At 64.7% G+C, this 23313-nt stretch carries 25 protein-coding genes, 1 tRNA gene and 1 pseudogene; 10 read left to right on the top strand and 17 right to left on the bottom strand.

All coding sequences use genetic code 11. From position 1 onward, the window contains the following. The first annotated feature begins 115 nt into the window (after positions 1–115). Together Q0L89_RS05700 and Q0L89_RS05695 are read left to right on the top strand one after the other, a co-directional pair. Positions 116–1546 carry an amidase gene (locus Q0L89_RS05700; RefSeq protein WP_296763190.1) on the top strand — a complete coding sequence of 477 codons (1431 nt, stop codon included), beginning with the start codon at positions 116–118 and terminating at the stop codon, positions 1544–1546. Further along, entirely contained in the window at positions 1543–2409 is an 867-nt protein-coding gene (locus Q0L89_RS05695; RefSeq protein ID WP_296763189.1) for a MurR/RpiR family transcriptional regulator, read from the top strand. The genes Q0L89_RS05700 and Q0L89_RS05695 overlap by 4 nt, the downstream gene beginning before the upstream one ends. 402 nt (positions 2410–2811) lie before the next feature. On the opposite strand, the gene Q0L89_RS05690 is transcribed toward Q0L89_RS05695, so the two are convergent. The 4 genes and pseudogenes from Q0L89_RS05690 to Q0L89_RS05680 form a co-directional block, all read right to left on the bottom strand. Then, complete coding sequence (locus Q0L89_RS05690) at positions 2812–4980, bottom strand: tyrosine-type recombinase/integrase (RefSeq protein ID WP_296763188.1); 2169 nt, start codon at positions 4978–4980, stop codon at positions 2812–2814. A gap of 27 nt (positions 4981–5007) precedes the next feature. Continuing rightward, positions 5008–5295, bottom strand: a pseudogene (locus tag Q0L89_RS15170) (DUF6538 domain-containing protein); the annotation flags it as partial. Then, a tRNA-Gln gene (locus Q0L89_RS05685) sits at positions 5296–5370 on the bottom strand. A gap of 95 nt (positions 5371–5465) precedes the next feature. Next, positions 5466–5651, bottom strand: a complete 186-nt coding sequence (locus Q0L89_RS05680; protein WP_296763187.1) for a CTP synthetase — start codon at positions 5649–5651, stop codon at positions 5466–5468. A gap of 138 nt (positions 5652–5789) precedes the next feature. Here Q0L89_RS05680 and Q0L89_RS05675 point away from each other — a divergent pair, with 138 nt between their 5' ends. Beyond that, positions 5790–5909, top strand: coding sequence for an entericidin A/B family lipoprotein (locus tag Q0L89_RS05675; protein WP_296763186.1), 120 nt, complete (start codon positions 5790–5792; stop codon positions 5907–5909). 237 nt (positions 5910–6146) lie between these two features. Here Q0L89_RS05675 and Q0L89_RS05670 read toward each other — a convergent pair whose 3' ends face one another. Then, positions 6147–6386 (bottom strand): hypothetical protein, encoded by a 240-nt coding sequence (locus Q0L89_RS05670; RefSeq protein ID WP_296763185.1) that lies wholly within the window; start codon positions 6384–6386, stop codon positions 6147–6149. A 254-nt stretch (positions 6387–6640) separates the two neighbouring features. Between Q0L89_RS05670 and Q0L89_RS05665 the strand changes: the two genes are divergently transcribed. Further along, positions 6641–6949: a hypothetical protein gene (locus Q0L89_RS05665; protein ID WP_296763184.1), complete on the top strand. Its 309-nt coding sequence runs from the start codon at positions 6641–6643 to the stop codon at positions 6947–6949. On the opposite strand, the gene Q0L89_RS05660 is transcribed toward Q0L89_RS05665, so the two are convergent. After that, the gene (locus tag Q0L89_RS05660) at positions 6939–7529 is read right to left on the bottom strand and encodes a hypothetical protein (RefSeq protein WP_296763183.1); all 591 of its coding nucleotides are present in this window, start codon (positions 7527–7529) and stop codon (positions 6939–6941) included. The two genes, Q0L89_RS05665 and Q0L89_RS05660, sit on opposite strands and share 11 nt — an antisense overlap. A gap of 283 nt (positions 7530–7812) precedes the next feature. Then, positions 7813–9612: a translation elongation factor 4 gene (lepA, locus tag Q0L89_RS05655; RefSeq protein ID WP_296763182.1), complete on the bottom strand. Its 1800-nt coding sequence runs from the start codon at positions 9610–9612 to the stop codon at positions 7813–7815. Between the two features lie 169 nt (positions 9613–9781). Between lepA and Q0L89_RS05650 the strand changes: the two genes are divergently transcribed. Both Q0L89_RS05650 and Q0L89_RS05645 read left to right on the top strand, forming a co-directional pair. Continuing rightward, on the top strand, positions 9782–10126 hold the full coding sequence (locus Q0L89_RS05650) for an arginine transporter (RefSeq protein WP_296763236.1): 345 nt from the start codon (positions 9782–9784) through the stop codon (positions 10124–10126). Between the two features lie 14 nt (positions 10127–10140). Next, the gene (locus tag Q0L89_RS05645; RefSeq protein WP_296763181.1) at positions 10141–10842 is read left to right on the top strand and encodes an NAD-dependent deacylase; all 702 of its coding nucleotides are present in this window, start codon (positions 10141–10143) and stop codon (positions 10840–10842) included. A gap of 95 nt (positions 10843–10937) precedes the next feature. Here Q0L89_RS05645 and Q0L89_RS05640 read toward each other — a convergent pair whose 3' ends face one another. From Q0L89_RS05640 to rpmB, 3 genes are all read right to left on the bottom strand, one after another. Next, positions 10938–11438, bottom strand: a complete 501-nt coding sequence (locus Q0L89_RS05640; RefSeq protein WP_296763180.1) for a copper chaperone PCu(A)C — start codon at positions 11436–11438, stop codon at positions 10938–10940. 52 nt (positions 11439–11490) lie between these two features. Further along, a complete protein-coding gene (locus tag Q0L89_RS05635) occupies positions 11491–11841 on the bottom strand; it encodes a hypothetical protein (protein WP_296763179.1) in 351 nt (116 codons plus the stop codon). 113 nt (positions 11842–11954) lie between these two features. Further along, entirely contained in the window at positions 11955–12251 is a 297-nt protein-coding gene (rpmB, locus tag Q0L89_RS05630; protein ID WP_296763178.1) for a 50S ribosomal protein L28, read from the bottom strand. 214 nt (positions 12252–12465) lie between these two features. Here rpmB and nthA point away from each other — a divergent pair, with 214 nt between their 5' ends. From nthA to Q0L89_RS05615, 3 genes are read left to right on the top strand one after another with little or no spacing between them, the layout of a single operon-like run. Further along, positions 12466–13101, top strand: a complete 636-nt coding sequence (gene nthA / locus Q0L89_RS05625) for a nitrile hydratase subunit alpha (protein WP_296763177.1) — start codon at positions 12466–12468, stop codon at positions 13099–13101. Then, positions 13098–13778: a nitrile hydratase subunit beta gene (gene nthB, locus Q0L89_RS05620; RefSeq protein WP_296763176.1), complete on the top strand. Its 681-nt coding sequence runs from the start codon at positions 13098–13100 to the stop codon at positions 13776–13778. Before nthA ends, nthB begins: the two co-directional genes overlap by 4 nt. Beyond that, on the top strand, positions 13775–14101 hold the full coding sequence (locus tag Q0L89_RS05615; protein ID WP_296763175.1) for a nitrile hydratase accessory protein: 327 nt from the start codon (positions 13775–13777) through the stop codon (positions 14099–14101). The genes nthB and Q0L89_RS05615 overlap by 4 nt, the downstream gene beginning before the upstream one ends. 179 nt (positions 14102–14280) lie before the next feature. Here the strand turns inward: Q0L89_RS05615 and meaB are convergent, their stop codons facing one another. Together meaB and Q0L89_RS05605 are read right to left on the bottom strand one after the other, a co-directional pair. Further along, positions 14281–15267 carry a methylmalonyl Co-A mutase-associated GTPase MeaB gene (gene meaB / locus Q0L89_RS05610; RefSeq protein ID WP_296763174.1) on the bottom strand — a complete coding sequence of 329 codons (987 nt, stop codon included), beginning with the start codon at positions 15265–15267 and terminating at the stop codon, positions 14281–14283. A 67-nt stretch (positions 15268–15334) separates the two neighbouring features. Next, positions 15335–15751, bottom strand: coding sequence for a group III truncated hemoglobin (locus Q0L89_RS05605; protein ID WP_296763173.1), 417 nt, complete (start codon positions 15749–15751; stop codon positions 15335–15337). Between the two features lie 223 nt (positions 15752–15974). On the opposite strand from Q0L89_RS05605, the gene ileS reads away from it, so the two are divergent. Beyond that, complete coding sequence (gene ileS / locus Q0L89_RS05600; protein ID WP_296763172.1) at positions 15975–19007, top strand: isoleucine--tRNA ligase; 3033 nt, start codon at positions 15975–15977, stop codon at positions 19005–19007. Between the two features lie 66 nt (positions 19008–19073). On the opposite strand, the gene Q0L89_RS05595 is transcribed toward ileS, so the two are convergent. The 5 genes from Q0L89_RS05595 to Q0L89_RS05575 all read right to left on the bottom strand — a co-directional run. Beyond that, positions 19074–19769, bottom strand: a complete 696-nt coding sequence (locus Q0L89_RS05595; protein WP_296763171.1) for a CDP-alcohol phosphatidyltransferase family protein — start codon at positions 19767–19769, stop codon at positions 19074–19076. Next, positions 19759–20715, bottom strand: a complete 957-nt coding sequence (locus Q0L89_RS05590; RefSeq protein WP_296763170.1) for a tyrosine recombinase XerC — start codon at positions 20713–20715, stop codon at positions 19759–19761. The genes Q0L89_RS05595 and Q0L89_RS05590 overlap by 11 nt, the downstream gene beginning before the upstream one ends. Further along, positions 20712–21419, bottom strand: a complete 708-nt coding sequence (locus Q0L89_RS05585) for a DUF484 family protein (protein WP_296763169.1) — start codon at positions 21417–21419, stop codon at positions 20712–20714. Before Q0L89_RS05585 ends, Q0L89_RS05590 begins: the two co-directional genes overlap by 4 nt. Before the next feature lie 96 nt (positions 21420–21515). Continuing rightward, the gene (locus Q0L89_RS05580; RefSeq protein WP_296763168.1) at positions 21516–22616 is read right to left on the bottom strand and encodes a DNA methyltransferase; all 1101 of its coding nucleotides are present in this window, start codon (positions 22614–22616) and stop codon (positions 21516–21518) included. Positions 22617–22782: 166 nt separating this feature from the next. Then, a partial coding sequence (locus tag Q0L89_RS05575) for an IS5 family transposase (protein WP_296763167.1) occupies positions 22783–23313 on the bottom strand: 531 nt, incomplete at its 5' end.

Below are 23313 nucleotides of genomic sequence, written 5' to 3'. Positions count from 1 at the left end.
TCGGTGTTCGGGTTTGTTCTTTTTATGCGTTCACAAGGAACATGTTGACGACGATGTTATTTGTCTCCCATGAAGTCAAGACAAGTTATTTCCTATAACGGTAGAAAGGCGAGGGATGAATTTCGACGCATACAGACAGCACGATGCGACGGCGCTGGCACAGCTTGTCGCCGACGGCGAGGTCCCGGCGGAGGAACTTCTGGAAACCGCCATCGCCGCGGCGGAGCAGGAGAATCCCGGCATCAACGCGCTGTCCCAAAAGCTCTACGATCACGGTCGCACCGCCCTGTCCGCCGGCCTTCCCGACGGACCCTTCAAGGGCGTGCCCTTTCTGCTGAAGGATGCGTCGGCCGATCTTGCGGGCACCCCCACGACCCTGGGCGCACGTATCCTGGCGGATCAGGTCGCGGGCGCGGATTCGACTCTGGTAGAGCGCTACAAGGCCGCGGGGCTCGTCATCTTCGGCAAGACCACCACGCCGGAGTTCGCCCTCGCCGCCTCGACCGAGACCAGCCTGACCGGTGTCACCCGCAACCCCTGGGATCCCACGCGCATCGCGGGCGGCTCATCCGGCGGCAGCGCGGCGGCGGTGGCCGCGGGGATCGTTCCGGCGGCTCACGCCAGCGACGGGGGCGGCTCCATCCGCATCCCTGCCTCCTGCTGCGGACTTTTCGGGATGAAGCCTACGCGCGCCCGCACGCCTTCGGGGCCGAGCGTGGGCGAAGGCTGGGGCAGCTTGGCCGTGGCGCATGTGTTGACACGCTCGGTGCGCGACAGTGCAGCGTTGCTGGACGCGACACAGGGCGCTGCGCCGGGCGATCCCTACTGGGCGCCGCCGCGCGAGCGTCCCTATGTCGAGGAGGCGGCGACCGATCCGGGCCGCTTGCGCGTTGCTTTGCAAATGACACCGCCATCGGGCCGGCTGGTGGATCCAGCATGCCAGCAGGCGGCGCTGGAAGCCGCAAAGCTCCTTGAAGCCCTGGGGCACGAAGTCGAGGAGGCAACGCTGCCCGGCGATTGGGAGCCACTGGGTGAGGCCGTCTGGATTCTCGTCGCCAGTAACGTCTCCCGCACCATCGCGGCGATCGGGCGGGCGCAGGGTCGCACGCTGGGACCGGACCACGTGGATGCCGTCAGTTGGAGCGCCGTCGAGGCGAGCCGCCACATGCGGGTGGAGGACTACCCGCGCGCCCTGGCCGAGGTTCACGCGCAGGGCCGCCGCATGGCCGCGTTCCATGAGCGCTACGACGTGGTGCTCAGCCCGACGCTGGGCCACCCGCCGCCGCTTCTGGGCACGCAGCGAACCGATACCGACGATCTGGCGACCTACCGCGAGGCTCTTGCGACCTTCTCGCCTTTCACGCAGATGTTCAATGTCACCGGACAGCCCAGCATGTCTCTGCCACTGCACTGGACCGACGAAGGGCTGCCGGTGGGCGTAATGGCCTCGGCCGATTTCGGGCGCGAGGATATCTTGTTCCGGCTGGCCGGACAGATCGAGCAGACGGAGCCATGGTTCCAACGCCTGGCAGGGAGGCGCAATTGAACGGACAGCAGAATGGCACCGGCCTGCACGAGCGGCTGACGCGAAACTTCCCGCGCTTCACAAAGGCCGAGAAGGCAATCGCGAACTACATGCTGATTAACTTCGATGGGCTGGCCTTCGAGACCGCAGCCTCGATCGCCGAGACTGTGGGGGTCAGCCAGATGACCGTGGGGCGATTCCTGCGGACGATGGGATATCAGGGCTTCAACGAACTGAAGGTCGACCTGCGCAACGAAATCGAGGCGGCACCGGTGCTGGTGTCCAACCGGCTGGAGCGCATCAAGGACGCCAAGGAACAGGCGGGCCGCTGGGACAATTTCGAGCTGGAGGTCAACGGCCTGCAAAGCGCCCACGAGTTGCGCGGCACTCCCGCATGGACCTCGGCTGTCGAAACGGTTTCGGGCGCGAGCCAGGTCCATGTCGCGGGGTTCCAGACGATCAGCGGGATCGCTTCCAGCTTCGCCGGGCGCCTGTCCTACCTGCGCGACGGGGTGCACCAACAGGACGGCCGCGACGGCACCTTTGCCGAGATCTTCGCCGGCACCCAGTACCGCCGCTGCATCGTGATGTTCGAGATGCGCCGCTACACGCAGCTCAGCCACGCGCTTCTCTCAGCGGCGGTAGAGGAAGGGGTGTCGATCGTGCTGATCTGCGATTCCCACTGCTATTGGGCACGCGATTACACCGACATCGTGCTGCCGCTGCGCACGGATTCGGGGTTGTTCTGGGACAGCCAGGCGCCCTTCTCATGCCTGACAGAGCTCCTGTTGGACGATATTATCACACACCTTGGCGATGCGGTCGCGGGCCGGTTAAACCGAATGCGCAAGCTGCAGGACCGCTTCGGGGCATTCCAAGACTGACGACCGGCGCGCGCATGCCGCGCCGGAGCGAGTAGCCACCCCGCAAGCGACCTTGAGAACGGCGGTGCAAAACTCGGCCACCCTTGCAGCAATAGTGACGCTGGATTTCAAGAGCCGTTGGGCATCCCGGGTGTTTTGCGTCGATCCAGCAGGAAATGCGCACAACGTCTTCTTCAAGGCGCTTCTCGGTAGCTGACGTGCGCTCGGTTGCGGCGAGGATCTCGGGCGAACGTTCAACGTCAGTCATTGGTCGAGTTTCCCGAGCAGCCTGCCGCCGTGAGGTCGGCGAGCCTCTGTCCCGGATGGTCGCACCATATACCCTGATCCGTGGATCGGGGCCGGACATTGGCACCGGGATCTGCATATCGGTTGCCAACCCACTGGAGCGCGTCAACAAGGAGATCAGGCCGCCACGCGCATCTCATTCTGCGAAAACTCGAATTCGAATGCATAGTCCAAGTTAGACTTTACCTCGTAGCGCCATTCGACATCGGCAGTCTGGACGCGGAAATCATAGCCGAGGGTGTCGCCTCCCTCCCAGTCGATCTCAAGAAGGCCCCTGTTCTCGGAGACCCAGCAGCGGTCGTCATACCTTTCCTTGTGTTTCTCAAGGAAGAAGCGGCTGGCGAGATACTCGCTGGCGAAGCCCATGGCCTCTTCGCTCGCCGGCATGGTGAGAGAATATTGCCGGCTGAGCGAGATGATCCGGGCGGCAACGTCCATTTCCTCGAGCTGACGGCATCCATTCCAGGGATATCCCGATGGGGCCTTGCGGCCGGAGATGCTGGCTTCGAACACGATCTCGTCTGTTTCTGCATCCCGGAGTTGAACGGCGGAGACTTCCCGGCGATCGGTCAACGCCACGTCGACATCGAGGACCGCCTGCAGGGCGGTGCGGTTGCCGACAATAATCGGGAAGCCAAACCGTCTGTCGCTGCCGACTTCGATCCCGTAGTCGACGGCGTCGAGCAGGTCCTTCAGTTCCAGAAGACCATGATCCGAATAGTGCCGGTCGATGGTCGTTCCCTCGAGGTGGCCGAGGATCCTTTGGCGCGTGCCGGTGTCGATGCCCAGGCCCATGAGCTTTGAGGACAGCGTGCGCCGCATGGCATAGATGTCTTCGCGCGCGTCTTGCAGCTCGAGTGTCTTGAGGAGATTCCGCAGGCGATCGCCGAAGATCTGTGACCGCCGGCCGTGGCTTTTGTCAGGCTGGATTTCAGGGAAAAGCCAGGTTTCGCCAGACTTCCTTCTCGCGACGATCCATTGCCGGAAACCGAGATCAAGAAGGATCTGCGGGATGGGCAAGACGCGCCGCGATTGTTCGTTCTTCAACACCGCGTCCTCCTCGTCTCCGACCAAGAGGCAGAGAATGCCATCGCGGCGAACGACGTCCTGCACGGCAGCCTGGAGGATTTCCTCGGGGCGGACGCCCATCGTAATCATGATGAGCGGAACCCAATAGATCGCATCCCTGATGATGTATCTCTTTCGCACTGTCGCCTTGCGGCTGCGCTGCTTGGGCGAGGAGGTGCCCAAATAAATCGGCGAACGGAGGAGCCGTGATACGTGTTCGAGCGACCAGGACATGCGCCGCTTCGGCCGCGAGACGCGGGTGGGGAGTTTGCAGGGGGTCTTTTGGGATTTGTGCCAGGCCCGCAGCCGGTTCTTGAGTTGGGAGTGAGATGGAACGACGCGATCCTCGTCATCGACATCGCGGCCGACGCGCTTTTTCCCGAGTGCTGCGCGGAAAATGCGGTTGAGCATGTCGCGCTGGACGAACAGGTATCCATCGGTCAGCCGCGGGGTCAGTTCCTGCACCAGCCGACGACGCTTATCCGGCACCGACAGCGTGTCGAGGCTCATGATCTCCTCGACAAGTTCAGCGTCCTTCGCGTCGGCTTCGCGTATTTCTTCGAGAGGACAAAGCTTCCGACCGGCTTGGCCGTGACGATTCCGACCGTGGGTCTTGCCCCAACCCTTCGGCAGCATCCAGACGGTGAAGAGGAACTCGAAAGACTGCTCCAGCACGATCGATGACACCGGAACGTCTTCGAAGAACGCCACGGCGAGTTTGCCGACAACGCGGATCTTGCTCTCCACGTCCTGAGGGGCCTCCTCGCACGCTTTCTCGATTGCGTCTGACAACCGCATCGGCGGCTTCATGGCGTCCCGGGACGGCGGCAGTCCATTGTCGATGAGAAGATCCCGCCCGGCATTGAGGTGATCATCGAACTCTCTCTCGACGCGCGCGCCCAATTCGTTCAGTCGGCGCATGAGGGAGAGGACTTGCCGGGCGACCGCGGGCGCCTCGACAGCTTCGGGATCGAGGCCATTCTGCCGTGCGATTTCTCCAGCGAACGCGGAGGCAACCGACCAGTCCCTGGCCTGCTGAGCGTCCCGGATCAGGCTTGCCTCTGCATTGATCCGGCAGAGGCTCGCGTCGGAAGTATCGACGGGAGCATCGCTCTCCTGTCGAGCGATCATGCCGGCCATGGCCTGCCTCACGATCTCTCGCAGCATCGATTGGACCCGCGCCTCGCAGACCGGACTGTCCTGAAGTTCCTCGAGCACGTTTCTCTCTCCTGCTTCGACTGCGGACAGCAGGTCGGCCGACCGCTTTACCGCTTCGGCGAGAACGTGCGTACGAAGCGAAACCGACAGAAATGCAGGTGCGCCGAGACGCCGGATATTTTCGGGCCAGCGCCGCCGGAAATAGAAGATCCCGTTTCTGCGAACGAGGTGAAGTCCCCATTTTCTCGACGGTTCCCGCGTTCTACACCGCGCACGATGTGAACCAGTTTGTGAACCACCGCGACGTGGAGACGGGAGGCTGGCCGCTTGATCAACGGCTATCCCATTGGGAAATATGAGGTTTTTGGAGGTCATTGGCTGGGGTGGTAGGATTCGAACCTACGATACACAGTACCAAAAACTGCTGCCTTACCACTTGGCTACACCCCAACGCGCAGGCGGCGTGATACGCCGGGGCGGCGGGGGGATCAAGACCGTTGTCGGGAAAACCTGCAAATTTTTGCGCCCCCGTGCAGGGGGCTGGGTCAGTCGTCGTGGGTCATCGCGCGGGCGACGGCGTAGCTGACCGGAAAGGCCAGCACGAACCCCGCCAGCGCCGCCCCCGCGATCAGCGCGCCCGAGCCGTACCCCGCCACCAGTACCGCCACGATACCGACGCCCGACAGCGTGGCGCCGATGAACAGGTGCAGGATGATCGTCAGCCGGGCCATGCGGGTGCCTTTCGTTGTGCCGTGCCCCTTGTGGCATACGGGCAGGGCGGGGCGCCTTGACCCGGGTCAGGTGGTTACGGGTTTGCGGTAAGCCAAGCGTGCCTGTAAGAAGATGACGGATCAACCAGGAGACGCGATATGAAATTTGTGATGATCGGGCTTATGGCCTGCACGGGCCTTGCGGCGTGCGAAACGGTACAGGGGGCCGGGCGCGATATTCAGCACGCCGGGCAATCGCTGGAAAAGGCGGTGGAGTGAACGGCGCGCGGGGCTGATCCAAGGATCGGCCCCGGTTTCTTGGGCGCAATGCGGTAAACCGGCAGTATCCGGCGCGGCGGGCCCGGCCCCCACGGGTTTCATGCCAGCGTTCGGGCGGGATTTCGCCCGATCTCATTACATTTCAGTCACATACCACCCGACAGACGCGTTGCACCCGGATCAGGCTCGGGCCGCAGGGGCCGCGCGATCACGCCCCCTGCGTTGTGCGTGGACGGGTCACTCGACCCCGAGGATTGCCTTGGCTTCGGCCAGTGTCTCGACCGAGGCGGCATGATCGCCCGCCTGGTGCAGCTCCTCGCCCTCGGCGCGCAGGGCCTTCACTTCGGCCATCTGCTCATCCGACAGGCTGGCCGTCTCAAGCGCGGCATCGATCTTGGACATGTCCATCGGACACTGGTTCGCCACCGCCGGGCCGGCGAACAGTGCAAGTGCAGCGGTAAGTGCCAGGTATTTCATGGGTCAGATCCTCCCTTTTTTGATTGGTGGATAGCCCGGACATAGTGCGCACGGCGCGGTTGACGAGCCTATCGGCAGGATGATGCCGAGGGGGAAGGTGGGAGTAGTGGATTTATCTTGACGGTGAGCGGCGATTTAACTGGCGCCAGTCGACGTTTTACTTTTGATGCTAGTTCCCAGTACCTTGTATTGACAATATATGCTTCCTATATCTTCGCGACCCAGCACTAAATATTGAGTTAGAAAGGAATAACATGCAAATATCGGAACAAGAAATTCGGGATGGTGCGCTTATCGCACTGTCTGCTTCCAAAAGTGGGCGCCTTACAACAACCGAACTTATTGATATTCTTGAGAAGGAAATGAATCCCACTGGGCACGACGCTGAGTTGGCGGATAATCGGAGCGATACATACTTTTCTCAAAAAGTTAGAAACCTTGTTTCTCACAGAAATGATGGGCAAGGGTTGGAATCCAACGGATATGCTGTCTACGATTCAGACTACGAAGGATGGGAAATAACTGAATCTGGAAAGAAAAGGGTTCAAAGTTTTAGGTCTTAAAGCGTGATTTATAGCCTACCGGAAGCCATTTCAACTCCGTCGGACCCAGATGCTCATTATCCCAAACAAACCAAGCATAGGCAGTGGTTCCACCGCCTTTGCGCGCCGCTCCTTTTGGGTAAAATGTGATGCGCTCACTGAACACCCAAACTGTACTTGGAGGATTTTTTGAGAAGATGCTTTGTTGGCGCTTGGAGCCTTCCAGAAAGGCCAGCCGCAGCAATAATGCAAACTTTCTTTCTGTGCGCTCCAGAGCGCTTCGGACAAAATCTTCGGAGCTATGGAACGGCGGGTTCGTAATTACGTTTGTCGCCTTTTGATGAGCATTGGTGAAGTCTATGCCTGCTTCACCGTAGCCTCGGTCATACAAGTCTGAACTAATTACCGTGTTGCCCGTTGAAGCTAGAACTTCAGACATAGCGCCATCACCACAGGCGCATTCCCAAATATCCCCGGCGAAACTCTCATTATCAATCAGCGCATGCGTGGCCCAGCGTGGAGTTGGGTAGAAATCTGGGCCATCCAAGTCAGCAACTCGCTTGAGAGTTGGTTGAGGTGCCAGAACAAATTGTTCGGTCATATTTGCGTTTGCCTTTTTGACTATGTCTTATCACATCGTAGCATAATGTAAGAAGCTAGCAATTGCCTTGTGAATCGTAATGAATTCAAGCGGTTGACGTTCTGGGTCTATCGCCCCCATGAAGTGCGGCGACCATCCAATCCAATAAGAGTGCAATCAAGTATTTTCAGCAAAGGTTGAAACACTGCGTCCTTCCATCGGGCGGACGCGTCCCGTCGCTGCGCGACGGGGAAGGGGCCTGCTGCCGACGGTTCAACTATGAACTGGCCGCAGGCGCGCTCTCTCACCCGTCCATCTTCAGCGCATTGATGAACGCCGATTGCGGGATCTCCACCTTGCCGAACTGGCGCATCTTCTTCTTGCCGGCCTTTTGCTTGTCCAGCAGCTTGCGCTTGCGGGTCACGTCGCCGCCATAGCACTTGGCTGTCACGTCCTTGCGCAGCGCCGCCAGCGTTTCGCGCGCGATGACCTTGCCGCCGATCGCCGCCTGGATCGGGATCTTGAACATGTGGCGCGGGATCAGTTCCTTGAGCTTTTCGACCATGGCGCGGCCGCGCATCTCGGCCCGGTCGCGGTGGACCATGGTGGCCAGCGCATCGACGGGTTCGTCGTTGACCAGGATCGACATGCGCACCAGGTTATCGGCGCGGTAGCCGGTGATGTAGTAGTCAAAGCTGGCATAGCCGCGGGTGACCGATTTCAGCCGGTCGTAGAAGTCGAACACCACCTCGTTGAGCGGCAAATCGTAGACCACCATCGCGCGGGCGCCAGCATAGGTCAGGTCGGCCTGGATGCCGCGCCGATCCTGGCACAGCTTGAGCACGTCGCCCAGGAATTCGTCGGGCACCAGGATCGTGGCCTTGATGCGCGGCTCCTCGACGTGCTCGACATTGGCCATGTCGGGCATGTCGGCGGGGTTGTGCAACTCGATGCACGACCCGTCTTTCATGTAGACGTGGTAGATCACCGATGGCGCGGTGGTGATCAGCTCGATCCCGTATTCGCGCTCGATGCGGTCGCGGATCACCTCGAGGTGCAAAAGCCCCAGGAACCCGCAGCGAAAGCCGAAGCCCAGTGCCGCCGAGCTTTCGACCTCGTAGCTGAAGCTGGCGTCGTTGAGCGCCAGTTTCTCGATCGCCTCGCGCAGGTCTTCGAACTCGGACGAATCCATCGGGAACAGCCCGCAAAACACCACCGGCTGCGCCGGTTTGAAGCCGGGCAGGGGTTTGTCGGTGCCCTTCTTTTCGTGGGTGATGGTGTCGCCCACGCGGGTGTCACGGACCTGCTTGATCGAGGCGGTGATATAGCCGATCTCGCCGGGGCCCAGCTCATTGACCGCCTCCATCCTGGGGCGGAACACGCCGATGCGTTCGACGTTGTGGAGCGAGCCGTTCTGCATCATGCGGATGCGGTCACCCTTTTTCAGAACGCCGTCCATGACCCGCACCAGAACGATCACGCCAAGGTAGCTGTCGTACCAGCTGTCGACCAGCATCGCCACCAGCGGCGCGTCGCGGGTGCCCTTGGGGGGCGGTAGCTGGTTGACGATGGCCTCCAGCACCTCGTGGATGCCGATGCCGCTTTTGGCACTGGCCCGGATCGCGCCGCTGGCGTCGATGCCGATGACGTCCTCGATCTGTTCGGCGACGCGGTCGCAATCGGCCGCCGGCAGGTCGATCTTGTTGAGCACCGGGATCAACTCGTGATCGGCGTCGATGGCCTGGTAGACATTGGCCAGCGTCTGCGCCTCGACCCCTTGGGTGGCATCGACCACCAGCAGCGAGCCCTCGACCGCCCGCATCGAGCGCGACACCTCGTACGAGAAATCGACATGCCCCGGCGTGTCGATCAGGTTCAGCACGTAAGTATCCCCGTCATCGGCCTTGTAGTCGATGCGCACCGTGTTGGCCTTGATGGTGATGCCGCGCTCGCGCTCGATGTCCATGGCGTCGAGCATCTGCTCGCGCATGTCGCGGTCCTGCACCGTGCCGGTGGACTGGATCAGCCGGTCGGCCAGCGTCGATTTGCCGTGGTCGATATGCGCCACGATCGAGAAATTGCGGATGTGCGAAAGCTCTGTCATGGGGCACCGTATGCCCCGGATCGCGGAACGTCGCAAGATGCGCCGGAACGTGTCGGCGCGAATGTGGCACGGCCGGTCGGCGCGCATTGCAGGGCGCAAGCGCTGCGTGCATAGTATGGGGGAACGGGGCGTCGCGCCGACGGCGCCGGGGCAAGGCGGAAGTGTGGTGATGAAGCAGGTGTTCGTGGGCGTGTTGGCCTTGGTTCTGGTCGGATGCGGTGGCGGTGGCGACAGACGCCATGCCGGCGGCGGGCAGGTGACGCACCTCTCGACGGGGCCGATCAACTCGGCCTGCATGATGTCGCCGCGCAAGCCGCGGTCGCGCCAGCTGTGCGGGTGTATCCAGACGGTTGCCGACCGCTCCCTCGGGCGCTCGGATCAGAACCTGGCAGCCTCGTTCTTCGCCGATCCGCACCGCGCGCAGGAAATCCGGCAATCCGATTCGTCCCGGCACGAGCGGTTCTGGGAACGCTACACCGCGTTCAGCGAGGCCGCCGAGGCAAGCTGCGGCTGAGGGGGCGGCGGCGCATGGCGGATCAGGGGCGGATCGTGATCCTCACCGGGGCTGGCATCTCGGCGGAAAGCGGGCTTGGCACGTTTCGCGATGCCGGCGGCGTCTGGGCGCAACACGCCGTCGAGGATGTCGCCACGCCCGAAGGATTTGCCCACAACCCCGCCCGCGTGCACGCGTTCTACAACGACCGCCGCGCCCAGGCCGCTGCGGCGGTACCCAATGCCGCGCACGAGGCGTTGACGCGGCTCGAGGCGCGTCATCCGGGCGAGGTGACGATCGTCACGCAGAACGTCGATGCCCTGCACGAACGCGCCGGCAGCCGCAACGTGATCCATATGCACGGGGAACTGGCGCGCGCGCTTTGCGCCGCCTGTGGGCATCGCTGGCCGGCGCCCGCGGCGATGGCGCCCGACGACGCCTGCCCGGCCTGCGGGGCCGCGGCCACCCGCCCCGACGTGGTGTGGTTTGGCGAGGTTCCCTACGGGCTGGAGCGCATCGACGCCGCGCTGGCAGCAGCCGACCTGTTCGTCGCCATCGGCACTTCGGGGCAGGTCTACCCGGCGGCCGCCTATGCCCAGCACGCCGCGCGCCTGGGCGCCGGGACGCTGGAGCTGAACCTTGAACCCTCAGCCAATTCCCGCGGTTTCGACGTCGCCCGCCACGGCCCGGCGACGCGGATCGTGCCGGCCTGGGTCGAAGAGGTACTCGGAAGCTGACCGGGGCCCGCCGGCGGGGGGGTATCCGCAACGAATAGCGCCCCGGCCAGCAGGTGGCCGGGGCGTGGCGAGGCATGCCGGAGGGGCGGCGCGGCTCAGTCCTGCGCCGCGCTGTCGCCCATGTTCATATCGCCTTGGTTCGTCATGCCCTTGCTGGGTTTGCGCTCCAGGTCGACGGGTACCTCGACCGCCACCTCGCCGGCCTTCTCGAAGGTCAGCGTCAGCGGGATGATGTCACCCTGCTCGAACTGGTCGGTGATGCCCATGAACATGACGTGATGCCCGCCGCGCTGCATCGCGATCGTGCCGCCAGCGGGCAGGGCAAAGCCTTCCTCGACATGGATCATGCGCATCACGCCCTTGTCGTCCTGTTCGTGGGTGTGCAACTGCACCATCTTCGCCACCGGCGACGCGGCGCCGACCAGCCGGTCATCGCTGTCGCCATTGTTGTGGATCATCATGAAGGCCGCGCCGGAAGTGGACATCATCGACGACGCCCGCGCATACGGGTCATTGATAGCGATGTCGCCGGCCCATGCGGGCAGGGCGATTGCGCAGGCGGCAGCGGCCGCCATGAGGGTGGTCTTGAAAGACATTGCGTCTCTCCCTTGTCTGTCCGTGAATCGGTGTTGAAGAACTGTGTCGGTATCAGGACAGAAAGGGCGGGTCGCGCGCCGCATATGCCACTTGCGCCACCTGTGCCGGCAACGCGGGCGCGCGGAATACCGCCGCCTCGCCGCGCGTTGCGGGCCGGGCGGGCATCGGTGGCATCATCGGCACCGCCGCCATGAACGTCATCGCGCAATCGGGGCAGATGTGCGGCGGGCCCATGGGCTTGCCGTTTTCGTCGGTGAGAACGGTGATCGGTCCGGTGCCGGTACACAGCACCATCTCGCCGCCGATCCCCGGCATCATCCGCATCTGGGCCATCGACTGGGTCGTCAGGACCAGCAGCAGAGCCAGAAGAACCGCCTGCAGGGGATGTTTTGCGCGTTTCATGAGGGCGAAAATACCGCACACCCGCTACAGAGGGAAAGCGACAAATGGAAACAGCCCCACCGATACCGGTGGGGCTGCTTTCGAACCTCGGATGCAGGCCGGTGGCCGCGGACTCAGGCCTCGGCGCGGGCCGCTTCGGCGCGCGCGATCTCGCGCTTGACCTTCCGCGCGGTCTCCGACAACTCCTCGTCCTTGGCCTTGGCCAGGAACTTGTCGAGCCCGCCACGGTGATCCACGCTGCGCAGCGCCGACGCCGATATCTTGAGCCTGATGCCGCGGCCCAGAACTTCGGATTGCAGCGTCACATCGTTGAGATTGGGACGAAACAGGCGGCGGGTCTTGTTGTGGGCGTGGCTGACGTTGTTGCCAGTCATCGGGCCTTTTCCGGTCAGTTCGCAGCGGCGCGACATGGGCGTATCCTCGTCTGGGTCAGCGGGGCGCGTGTCACCCCTTGCAACGGATCAAGGGCACTGCCGTTGGGCAGCGCCCGGAATTTCATCAGCGGTCATTAGGCGGAATCGCCAGGCCCGTCAAGCGCCCGGCGGCGACTTTCGCGCGCCCGGCGCCCGGGCGCCAGCAAAATCGGGGCGTGACATGGCGCGCGGACAGCGTCAAACTGCCCCCATGCAACATGACCACCACGACCATGACCACGCCCACGCCGTACTGCCGCCGGACCCGGCGCTCAGGGTGCGGGCGCTGGAAACCATCCTCACGCAAAAGGGGCTGGTCGATCCCGCCGCGCTGGACGAGATCATCGACACCTACGCGCACCGCGTCGGCCCGCAGGAAGGCGCCCGCGTCGTGGCGCGCGCCTGGGCCGACCCCGCGTTCCGCGCCGCGCTGCTGGACGATGCCGGCCCGGTGCTCGACGACATGGGGCTGACCGGGCGCCAGGGCGAGCATGTCACTGTCGTCGAAAACACGCCCGAGCGCCACAACGTCATCGTTTGCACGCTGTGTTCGTGCTACCCGTGGCCGCTGCTGGGCATCCCGCCGGCCTGGTACAAGTCGGACGAATACCGCGCCCGCGTGGTGCGTGAACCGCGCCGGGTGCTGGCCGAGTTCGGGCTTGAACTGCCCGCCGAGCAAGCCGTGCGCGTATGGGACAGCACCGCCGAGATGCGCTACCTCGTCCTGCCCATGCGCCCCGCAGGCACGGAAGGCTGGAACGAGGCGGATCTCGCCCGCCTCGTCACGCGCGATTCGATGGTCGGCACCGGCCGGCCGCGCGCGGCCGACGAGGTTTCCGCGCCATGACCCGCGTGCACGACATGGGCGGGCGTTTCGGCGATGGCCCGGTCAAGGTGGACCCGGAAACCGCCCCGGTGTTCAAACACGACTGGCACGCCCGTGCCCTGGCCGTGACGCTGGCGGCCGGCGCGCTTGGGCAGTGGAGCCTCGATGCCAGCCGCCACTCCCGCGAACGGCTGAGCCCGCGCGACTACATGCGCTTCAGCTATTTCGAGAAATGGATCGCCGCACTGGCTGACATGCTGGTGGAAAACGGCGTGGTCAGCCGCGATGAACTGGCCGCCGGAGAGGCCCGCGCCGCCGCGCCGCACGATCTGCGCGCCCGGCGGCTGGAGGCTGCCGCAGTCGACCCCGCTCTGCGCCGCGGTGGTCCGGCCGCGCGTCCCGGCCCGGCCCCGCGCTTCGCCCCCGGCGACCGCGTGCGCCTGCGCCGCGCGCGCCATGCCGAAATTCCCGGCGGCCATACCCGCCTGCCCGGATATGCCGGCGGGCAGGCGGCCACGGTGCTGCGTTGCCACGGCGCGCATGTCTTCCCCGACAGCAACGCGCACGGGCTGGGCGAGGCGCCGCAGCCGCTTTATACCGTCGTGCTGCGCGCCGCCGATCTGTGGCTCGCCCCCGAGCACCCCGATGACGAGGTCACGCTCGACGCGTTCGAGCCCTACCTGGAGGCGCTGTCATGACGCTGCGCCCCACGCCCGAGGACACGCCGCGCTTCGACGCGCCCTGGCACGCGCAAGTCTTTGCGCTGACCGTCGCGCTGTCCGAGGCGGGCGCCTTCACCTGGCCCGAATGGACCGAGACCTTCGCCGCCACCCTGCGCGCGCGGGGCGGCGATGGTCCTCTCGACGGGTCCGAGGATTACTACATGGCATGGCTTGCCGCGCTCGAGGAAATGGCCCGCGCCCGCGGCTTCGCCGGGCCCGACGCCGTGGCCGACATGGCAGACCGCTGGCGCGCGGCATACCTGGCGACGCCGCACGGCGAACCGGTGAAGCTGTCCTGAGGGCAGTTGGGGGCGCTGCCCCCGACGCGCGTGCCGCGCGACTCCCCCGGGATATTTCTGGCCAGAAGATGCACTGAACAGCACCCATTGTGGTCGTACTTCATCTTTCCCGAAATACTCCCGCCGGAGGCTCCGGCCGTCGCCGCCCGCACAGCGGCTTGCCGGGATGTGCGCGCCCCTCAGCCGCCGCGGATCAGGCGCAGCACTTCATGCGCCGCGATGGCCGGCGTCACCTCGCCGCTGGCCACGCGCGCGCCGTAGTCCTCCATGATGCCGCGCACCGGCTCCTTGTCGAGCTGCGCCAGCAACGCCTGGCGGACCTCCTCGCCGAACCAGTAACGCGCCTGTTCGGCGCGGCGGGCGTCGAAATGCCCCGTCTCGCGGCGCCATTCGGTGAGGTGGCACATGTCATCCCAGGCTTCAGTGAGGCCCCGCTCTTCGATCGACGAGATGCACACCGCTTTTGGAAACCCCTCCGGGTCCTGCGGGCGTTTGCGCAGCAGGCGCAGGGCGCCGGCATAGTCGGCGCGGGTCCGTTCGGCGGCTGCCTTGAGATCGCCATCGGCCTTGTTGACCAGGATGATGTCGGCGATTTCCATGATGCCACGCTTGACGCCCTGCAACTCGTCGCCGCCCGCCGGCGCCAGCAGCAGAACGAACAGGTCCGACATTTCGGCGACCACGGTTTCCGACTGGCCGACGCCCACGGTTTCGATCAGCACCACGTCGAACCCCGCCGCCTCGCACAATGCCACCGCCTCGCGGGTGCGGCGCGCCACGCCGCCCAGGTGGCTTTGCGCGGGCGAAGGGCGAATGAAGGCGTTCGGGTCGCGGCTGAGCCGTTCCATGCGCGTCTTGTCGCCCAGGATCGACCCGCCCGAGCGCGCCGAGCTGGGATCGACCGCCAGCACCGCAACACGCAGGCCGCGCGCGATCAGCATCATGCCGAAACTTTCGATGAAGGTGGATTTGCCCACCCCCGGCGTGCCCGACAGCCCGATGCGCAGCGCCTGTGGCCCGTCGCGGGTGCGCAGCGCCTCGATCAGCGCGGCGGCGCGGGTGCGGTGATCGTCGCGTCCGCTCTCGACCAGCGTGATCGCGCGGGCCAGCGCGCGGCGGTCGCCCGTGGTCACGCGGTCTGCCAGGTCATCGATGTCGTCGGCCATGTGCCCCCCATTTCGGCGTGATCGCGCCCTTCATACCGTCCCGCGCGGCGCTGTCCAGCCTCGGCGCCTATCTCAGGCAGGGCGGTGCCCCGGCGGGGCGGCGTGCCTCTTCGACGCCGGCGCGAAAGCCGCGCCCGATGCGATGCGCCAGCACCGACCAGGCGGCGGCCTGAGGGGCGGGCAATTGCCGGCGCAGCACGCGATCGAACAGTGCCAGCCAGACGTCGAAATGTTCGGGCCGCACGTCGCGCGCGGCAACATGCACCGCCTGCGGATTGCCGTCATAGCCGCGCTCGCGCAATATCGCGTTGGCCCAGAAACGGGTGATCTTTTCCTCGTGCGCGGGCCAGTCGGTGACGTGCGCGGCAAACACCGGGCCAAGGCCGGGATGGGCGCGCACAAGCGCATAGAATTCCGCCACCACCGCGGCGATCTGCGCGCGGCTGACGTCAAAACGGGGGGGCTGTGCCTGTGTCTCGCTCATGGGCGCGACATAGCGCGCCTTGCCACCCGGCGACAGGGGTATCGGGCCTCTGGACGCTTGCCCCGATGGCGCCTATAAGGCGGCCAATGACGCGGATCGGCCCGATCATCATTCGAATTACCTGCCCGGCGACCTGAGCAAACAGGCCGCCGGGACGAAGGCGTTCGATCACGCGCGCCGATGGGATTTCATCACAGACACATCCGACGAAGGGGCCCCGCCCATGTCCACCGACACGCCCGACTACAAAGCCACCCTGAACCTGCCGCAAACCGATTTCCCGATGCGCGCCGGCCTGCCGAAACGCGAACCCGGCTGGCTGGAGCGGTGGGAGCGCATCGGCATCTACGACCGCCTGCGCGAGAAGGGTGGACGGACATCCTTCACCCTGCATGACGGGCCTCCCTACGCCAACGGGCACCTGCATATCGGCCACGCGCTCAACAAGATCCTCAAGGACATGGTCGTGCGCAGCCAGCAGATGATGGGCTTTGATGCGCGTTATATCCCCGGCTGGGATTGCCACGGCCTGCCCATCGAATGGAAGATCGAGGAGCAGTACCGCGCCAAGGGCCGCGACAAGGATCAGGTGCCCATAGTTGATTTTCGACAAGAGTGCCGCCGCTTCGCCGAAGGCTGGATCGACGTGCAGCGCGACGAGTTCAAGCGCATCGGCATTACCGGCAAGTGGGAAAAGCCTTATCTTACCATGGACTTCCATGCCGAAGCTGTGATCGCGTCTGAATTCCAGAAGTTCCTGATGAATGGCACGCTCTACCAGGGCTCGAAACCAGTTATGTGGTCGCCGGTTGAAAAAACCGCATTGGCCGAGGCCGAGGTCGAGTACCACAACCGCCAAACCGACGCGGTGTGGGTGAAGTTCCCGGTCGACGTTGACGCCTCGATTGAACGGCTACTTGACCAAAACGCATATGTAAGAGCCGCTCCTCTTAAAGATGCAAGCTTGGATTCCGCTACCGTGGACACGGGGCCAACAGATCAGTTGCGTGAAGATGCGAATAGCCTAAGGCAGCGTTTCGAAGGTGTGAACGTCCTCATCTGGACGACCACGCCGTGGACCATCCCGCAGAACCGCGCGATCTGTTTCGGCACCGATATCTCCTACGGGCTCTACAAGGTCGTGGACACGCCCGGCGAATGCTGGGCCAGGGTGGGCGACACCTACCTGATTGCCGATGCGCTGGCCGGGGAAACCTTCACCCGCGCGCGGCTGGAGGATGGCATGGTTACCCGCCTGCGCGACGTGACCGCCGACGAGCTGTCGGCGCTGACTTGCGCCCATCCCCTGCGCGGGGCCGACGGCGCACAGGCCGTATGGGATTTCGACGTGCCGCTTTACCCCGGCGATCACGTCACCGATGACGCCGGCACCGGGTTCGTGCACACTGCGCCCAGCCACGGCGATGACGACTACCAGATCGGCCTGAAACACGGCCTGCCGATGACGCACAACATCCGCGACGATTCCTCGTTCCGCGATGATCTGCCGTTCTTCGGCGGCGAGCGGGTCATCCGCGAAAACGGCAAGCCCGGCGACGCCAACAAGGCGGTGATCGACAAGCTGACCGCGCTTGGCGCGCTGCTGGCGCGCCAACGCATCACCATTTCCGACGCGCATAGCTGGCGCTCCAAGGCGCCGGTGATCCGCCTCAACCGGCCGCAATGGTTCGCCGCCATCGACAAACCGCTCGACGACGGGCTGGACGAGGCGACGGGGCAAGGCACGATCCGGGGCCGCGCGCTGACCTCGATCGACAAGCTGGTGCAATGGACGCCGCCCTCGGGGCGCAACCGCCTCTACTCGATGATCGAGGCGCGCCCCGACTGGGTGCTGTCGCGCCAGCGCGCATGGGGCGTGCCGCTGACATGTTTCACGAAGAAGGGCGCCAAACCCACCGACCCCGATTTCCTGCTGCGCGACGACGCGGTCAACGCCCGCATCACCGCCGCGTTCGAGGCCGAAGGCGCCGACGCCTGGTACAAGGATGGCGCCAGGGAACGGTTCCTTGACGGGGTCGTTGACCCCGATGAATGGGACAAGGTCGATGACATCCTCGACGTGTGGTTCGACAGCGGCTCGACCCACGCCTTCGTGCTGCGTGACCGCGAAGACGGGTCCGAGGACGGCATTGCCGATCTCTACCTCGAAGGCACCGACCAGCACCGCGGCTGGTTCCATTCGTCGATGCTGCAGGCCTGCGGCACCATCGGGCGCGCCCCCTATCGCGGGGTGCTGACGCATGGCTTCACCCTCGACGAGAAGGGCAACAAGATGTCCAAGTCGCTGGGCAATACCATCGCGCCCGAGGATGTGACCAACCAGTACGGCGCCGATATCCTGCGGCTGTGGGTGGCGCAATCGGACTACACCGGCGATCTGCGCATCGGGCCGGAAATCCTGAAAGGCGTGGCCGATGGCTATCGCCGGCTGCGCAACACGATGCGCTTCATGCTGGGCGCGCTGGCGCATTTCCATGAGGCCGACCGCGTCGATCCCGCCGAGATGCCCGAGCTGGAACAATGGGTGCTGCACCGCTTGGCCGAGCTGGACCACAAGGTGCGCACCGGGTATGCGGCTTACGATTTCCAGGGCGTGTTCCAGGCGGTGTTCAACTTCGCCACCGTGGACCTTTCGGCGTTCTATTTCGACATTCGCAAGGACGCGCTTTATTGCGACGGTGACACCGCCCGCCGCCGGGCCGCGCGCACGGTGATGGATATCCTGTTCCATCGGCTGACCACCTGGTTGGCTCCGGTGCTGGTGTTCACGATGGAAGAGGTCTGGCTTGAACGTTTCCCCGGCGAGGAAAGCAGCGTGCATCTGGTGGATATCCCCGACACGCCCGCCGACTGGCTCAACGAGCCGCTGGCGGCGAAATGGGCCAGGGTGCGGCAGGCCCGCCGCGTGGTGACCGCCGCGCTGGAAGTGAGCCGCACCGACAAGGTGATCGGCGCCTCGCTCGAGGCCGCGCCGGTGGTGCATGTGCGCGAGGCGGCGATGCTGGACGCGTTGCGCTCGGTGGATTTCGCCGATGTATGCATCACCTCCGACATCGTGCTGACCGCCGACCCGCGCCCCGACGAGGCCTTCCGCCTGCCAGATGTGGACGGGATCGGCGTGGTGTTTGCGCGCGCCGAGGGGGGCAAATGCGAACGCTGCTGGAAAATCCTTCCCGATGTCGGCACGCATTCCCACCCCGGCACCTGCGCGCGCTGCGACGCGGCGCTGGGCTGAGCGTCCGGGGTAGCCGCGGGCATGCGGACCGGTGCGCCCGCGGGGGGAGGCGCACCAGTGCGCCGCTCAGTCCTCGCGGGCGGGAATGACCTGCTGCGCGATGCCTGCGAAAACCAGGTAGATGCTGGTCGTCACCAAGCCCCAAAGCGCCCAGCTTTGGGGATGGAAATCCACCCAGGCCGCCCAGCCGGCAAACCCCGTCCAGGCCAGTGCCATGGGCAGGGAAACCAGCCGCCACCGTTCCGTGCGCACGGGGTGAACGAACTTCAGCGGCAGGAACATCGCCACCGAGAGCACCGTCACCAACAGCAAGATCACCCATGTGGGCGGCGTCACGGCGAACAGCACCAGCACCAGCATGTTGAAACAGCCGGGAAAGCCGTGAAAGGAATTGTCCCGCGTCTTCATGCTGGTGTCGGCGAAATACATGGCGCTGGCATAGGTGATCATGATGATCGCCAGCCAGCCCGTCCAGCCCGGCAGCAGGTCGGACCGGAACAGCGCGAAGGCGGGGATGAACACGTAAGTCAGGTAGTCGATGATGAGGTCCATCAACACCCCGTCGAACCGCGCCGCGTTGCGCCTCACGTCGTAGCGGCGTGCCAGTGGCCCGTCGATCCCATCCACCGCGAAGGCCACGACCAGCCACAGGAACATCAGGTCCCACTTCCCTTCGACCGCGGCCAGCATTGCCAGAATCGCGAAGACCGCGCCGGTGGCGGTCAGCAGGTGAACCGATAGCGCCTTGGCTTTACTGGTCATGGCCGTGGCCCTCGGGCGGGCTGGCGGTCTGCCGCGGGTGGGTCTTTCGGTAGACCTCCGTCAGGCGGGCGGTATCGACGGCGGTGTAGGCCTGCGTGGTCGACAGCGACGCGTGGCCCAGCAGATCCTGGATGGCGCGCAGATCGCCGCCCGCGTTGAGCAGGTGCGTGGCGAAGCTGTGGCGCATCGCGTGCGGCGTCACGCTGGCGGGCAGGCCAAGCTGCATGCGTGCCTGTTGCGTCGCCTTCTGCACCGCGCGCGGGCCCAGGGCGCCGCCACGCACACCGCGAAACAACGGCCTGCCGGGGCTCAGGTCATGCGGGCAGGCACGGGCGTAGTCGGCCACCGCCGCGCGCGCCACCGGCAGCACCGGCACCACGCGCTCGCGCCCGCCCTTGCCGACAATGCGCAGGCTGTCGCCCAGCGGCAGCGCGCCGGCGTCGATCGCCAGCGCCTCGGATATCCGCAACCCGCAGCCGTAAAGCAGCGTCACAACCGCCAGGTCGCGCGCTGCCACCCATGGGTGCCGGGCCTGGCTTTCCACGGTGTCGAGCACCGCGCGCGCGCCGTCCTCGTCCACCGGGCGCGGCAGGCGGGCCTGGAAGCGCGGCGCGCGGGTGGCCAGCACCGCCGTGGCGTCGATGCCTTCGCGCTCGGCCAGCCAGTGGAAGAAGCTCTTGACCGCCGACAGCTTGCGCGCCAGCGTGCGCGGCGATGCGCCGGTGCCGCGCACCTGCGCCATCCAGGCACGCATGTCCGATATCGTGATCCGCGACAGCGCCGCCAACCCCTGCGTGCCGCCATGGTGGCCGGTCATGAAGGACAAAAACCCCGACACGTCGCGGCGGTAGGCATCGAGGGTGTTTTCCGATGCCCCGCGCAATGCCATCATCGTGTCGAGCCAGCGCGCCAGCGCATCGGCGGCCCCGTCGGACACGGTTGTCATGACAGCCAGCGGCGCATCGTCCTCTCGAAAACGCCCGCGAAAAACGCCAGCAGGTCGGTGCCCTGGCTCTGGTTGAACTGGTGCGGGTCCTCGGCGCCCAGCGTCAGCATCCCCGGCAGGCGCCCGGGCCCGAAATCCAGTTTCAGACACGCCTCCGAGCGAATCCAGTCCGACACGTCGCCGTGCAGTTCGGCGCGGCCCTCGGGCACCTGGCGCAGGGTGATCTGGCGCACCGGCGCATCGCGGCCGCCGGTGAGATAGGCGTCGATGAACCCCTGCTGCCTGACCGTCAGGACGTTACCCAGCCGTTCGATCGCCGGGTCGCCGTCGTCCTGCCCCGATTCCAGCACCAGGCGGATGCTGTCGACACGCAGGATGTCGGCCACCTCGCCGTCGAGGTCGCGCAGGAAGGTTTCGAACTCGGTCGCGTCCAGCATCCGCAGGATCGCGCGATGCACCAGGTTGGTGCCGGACAAGTTCTCGTAGGCGGCGGCGATGACGTTGCGATGGGTGTCTTCGAGCCGTTCCAGCCGCGCTTCCAGCCGCTCCATCGCGATACCGCGCAGATCGACGATATTGCCGCCCATACTGCGTTCGTTCGCCGCGATCAGCGCGCGCATCAGATCCTGATCTTCGAGGATGACATCCGGCTGCGACATGATCTTTTCGCGCAGTTGGTCGGTCATCGCTGGCTTGCTGCTCATGGTCGCCTCGAAATCGCTTCGCTACGGTTTTGACGACACATTAGCAGATGCCTTGGGGATTTGCCGCAAGAAAATGTCCCGATCACCCGGGCAATGTCAAATATCCAACTGCCCCTGGGCGCGCGTGTCTTCTTCGCGGGCGGCGCGTTTGAAAGCGTCGTCGCGCCGCGCGGGCAGGCGCACGGCGCGGTCGCGCAGGTGCAGCGCGTCCTCGATGGTGACGATCTGGATGCGCGGTACCGGCTCGAACCCTTCCATCTCGAACTGGCCGGCCGCCGCGGCCTCGGCCACCATGGTTTTCTTGGGCTCTGTCAGGGTGAGGAAAATGCCGATTTCCGCGCGTTCGCGCTCGATCACGCCGCGCAGGTCGCGGATCATGCCGACGCCGATATTGTCGCCTGCCTTGACGCTGACGATGGCGCGATGCGTCTTGCCGAAATAGATGTTGCCGTCGATCCCCCGGTCGGCGCCCTTCTTGCCCATGTTGCCGGGCTGGGCGGCGATGAGCGACAGCGCCCATTTCTCGAACTCGAAATAGTAATTCTTGTCCTCGCGGCCCCGGTTGGCGAGGTCGCGCGCGCCGGCAATGTCCTGCGGCACGCCGTGGGTGGTGAAGGCGACCTTGGGGAAGGCGTCGCGCAGGCGCTTCTCGATCAGCCCGATGGCAAGGTGCGTCACGTCGATGCCGATCCAGTTGCGCCCGAGCTTTTCCGCCGCGTGGACGGTGGTGCCGCAGCCGCAGAACGGGTCGAGCACTACGTCGCCGGGGTTGGACGAGGCCGCGACGATGCGTTCCAAGAGCGCCACAGGTTTCTGGGTGGGGTAGCCGAGACGTTCCGTTTTTCCAGCTTGAGTAATGTCAGACCAATCATTCTGGACAGGAATTCCGGGCATTTCATCCAGAAATCGCTTATATCTGGGTGTGCCGGTCGAAGTATAACCGATGCGTCCTTCAGCATCGAGCCGAAGCATTTTCTCTTTGTTGTAAGCCCAGATACGTCCTGAGTACGGAGTGGTGCCCTTATATTCCCAATTCTCTTTTGGGTTGACGTACTCGTCGTCACGATCAGTGATCCATTCGCCACCGAAAGGCCGTTTCGCGCGCCATTCGTATCTTGTATCACCTCCTGCCTTGGCAGCAGTCAGATTATCGAGTTGATATTTGCGGCCTTTATTGTCCATCTTTTTGTAGGGCACCTCGATTTTTAACCGTTTTCTGGGCCGCACGGTGCCGCGTGCGGCGTGAAGCGGGAGAGAGATCGTCGATTGGCGGCCTGCAGTGCCCGAAGGGTCGTGTGGCTGGGGCTTTCATGCTTGGTGTTTTCGGCCTCACGGCCTGATTAGTTCGTGGTTCATGCGACGGTCACGCAGGGTTCGGGTTGATACGACGTAACTGCCCCAGGCGGCGCATGTTGTAGGTGAGGTTTTTCATCCCGATCCTGGCCTTGGCCCGAGCCAGACCGATGCTGCGCACCAACGTGCCGCCCATGTCGTTGGTCTGCGCGCCAAAGACATGCTCGACCCGGACCCGCGTGCGGGATTTGGTCCGGTTGCTGCCCTTCGCCTGTTTGGTCAGGGACTTGTCCCGCTTCCCCTTGCGGTGGATGTGGCTTTTCAGCTTTTGCGCGTCCAGCTTGGCCTCCATCTCCTCGGAGCGATAGGCGGCATCCGCCCACACGCCCGAGCCGGTATTGCCCCACATCAGCAGGTGATCGACCGCCTTGCTGTCGTGCACGGCCGCATCGCTGACATGGTAGCGCCGGACCAGCTTGTGCTTGCGGTCCACGTTGACGTGGTTTTTGTAGCCGTAATGGCTCTTGCCGTGCTTCTTGGTCCAGCGCGCATCCACATCCTTCTGGCTGCGCTTGGCGGGCTTGTCCGCCCAGTCCTCGGG

This window comes from Sediminimonas sp., assembly GCF_024637375.1.
Taxonomy (GTDB): domain Bacteria; phylum Pseudomonadota; class Alphaproteobacteria; order Rhodobacterales; family Rhodobacteraceae; genus Sediminimonas.
This window is presented reverse-complemented; position numbering and strand designations above follow the sequence as displayed.

What these genes read in the sequence shown, in the direction of transcription:
- Q0L89_RS05615 (WP_296763175.1), top strand. Translation starts at nt 13,775, where the DNA reads ATGACGCTGCGCCCCACGCCCGAGGACACGCCGCGCTTCGACGCGCCC.
- nthA (WP_296763177.1), top strand. Translation starts at nt 12,466, where the DNA reads ATGCAACATGACCACCACGACCATGACCACGCCCACGCCGTACTGCCG.
- ileS (WP_296763172.1), top strand. Translation starts at nt 15,975, where the DNA reads ATGTCCACCGACACGCCCGACTACAAAGCCACCCTGAACCTGCCGCAA.
- Q0L89_RS05660 (WP_296763183.1), bottom strand. Translation starts at nt 7,529, where the DNA reads ATGACCGAACAATTTGTTCTGGCACCTCAACCAACTCTCAAGCGAGTT.
- Q0L89_RS05680 (WP_296763187.1), bottom strand. Translation starts at nt 5,651, where the DNA reads ATGGCCCGGCTGACGATCATCCTGCACCTGTTCATCGGCGCCACGCTG.
- Q0L89_RS05645 (WP_296763181.1), top strand. Translation starts at nt 10,141, where the DNA reads ATGGCGGATCAGGGGCGGATCGTGATCCTCACCGGGGCTGGCATCTCG.
- Q0L89_RS05590 (WP_296763170.1), bottom strand. Translation starts at nt 20,715, where the DNA reads ATGACAACCGTGTCCGACGGGGCCGCCGATGCGCTGGCGCGCTGGCTC.
- Q0L89_RS05595 (WP_296763171.1), bottom strand. Translation starts at nt 19,769, where the DNA reads ATGACCAGTAAAGCCAAGGCGCTATCGGTTCACCTGCTGACCGCCACC.
- Q0L89_RS05665 (WP_296763184.1), top strand. Translation starts at nt 6,641, where the DNA reads ATGCAAATATCGGAACAAGAAATTCGGGATGGTGCGCTTATCGCACTG.
- Q0L89_RS05635 (WP_296763179.1), bottom strand. Translation starts at nt 11,841, where the DNA reads ATGAAACGCGCAAAACATCCCCTGCAGGCGGTTCTTCTGGCTCTGCTG.
- rpmB (WP_296763178.1), bottom strand. Translation starts at nt 12,251, where the DNA reads ATGTCGCGCCGCTGCGAACTGACCGGAAAAGGCCCGATGACTGGCAAC.
- Q0L89_RS05700 (WP_296763190.1), top strand. Translation starts at nt 116, where the DNA reads ATGAATTTCGACGCATACAGACAGCACGATGCGACGGCGCTGGCACAG.
- Q0L89_RS05585 (WP_296763169.1), bottom strand. Translation starts at nt 21,419, where the DNA reads ATGAGCAGCAAGCCAGCGATGACCGACCAACTGCGCGAAAAGATCATG.
- meaB (WP_296763174.1), bottom strand. Translation starts at nt 15,267, where the DNA reads ATGGCCGACGACATCGATGACCTGGCAGACCGCGTGACCACGGGCGAC.
- nthB (WP_296763176.1), top strand. Translation starts at nt 13,098, where the DNA reads ATGACCCGCGTGCACGACATGGGCGGGCGTTTCGGCGATGGCCCGGTC.
- lepA (WP_296763182.1), bottom strand. Translation starts at nt 9,612, where the DNA reads ATGACAGAGCTTTCGCACATCCGCAATTTCTCGATCGTGGCGCATATC.
- Q0L89_RS05640 (WP_296763180.1), bottom strand. Translation starts at nt 11,438, where the DNA reads ATGTCTTTCAAGACCACCCTCATGGCGGCCGCTGCCGCCTGCGCAATC.
- Q0L89_RS05670 (WP_296763185.1), bottom strand. Translation starts at nt 6,386, where the DNA reads ATGAAATACCTGGCACTTACCGCTGCACTTGCACTGTTCGCCGGCCCG.
- Q0L89_RS05675 (WP_296763186.1), top strand. Translation starts at nt 5,790, where the DNA reads ATGAAATTTGTGATGATCGGGCTTATGGCCTGCACGGGCCTTGCGGCG.
- Q0L89_RS05650 (WP_296763236.1), top strand. Translation starts at nt 9,782, where the DNA reads ATGAAGCAGGTGTTCGTGGGCGTGTTGGCCTTGGTTCTGGTCGGATGC.
- Q0L89_RS05605 (WP_296763173.1), bottom strand. Translation starts at nt 15,751, where the DNA reads ATGAGCGAGACACAGGCACAGCCCCCCCGTTTTGACGTCAGCCGCGCG.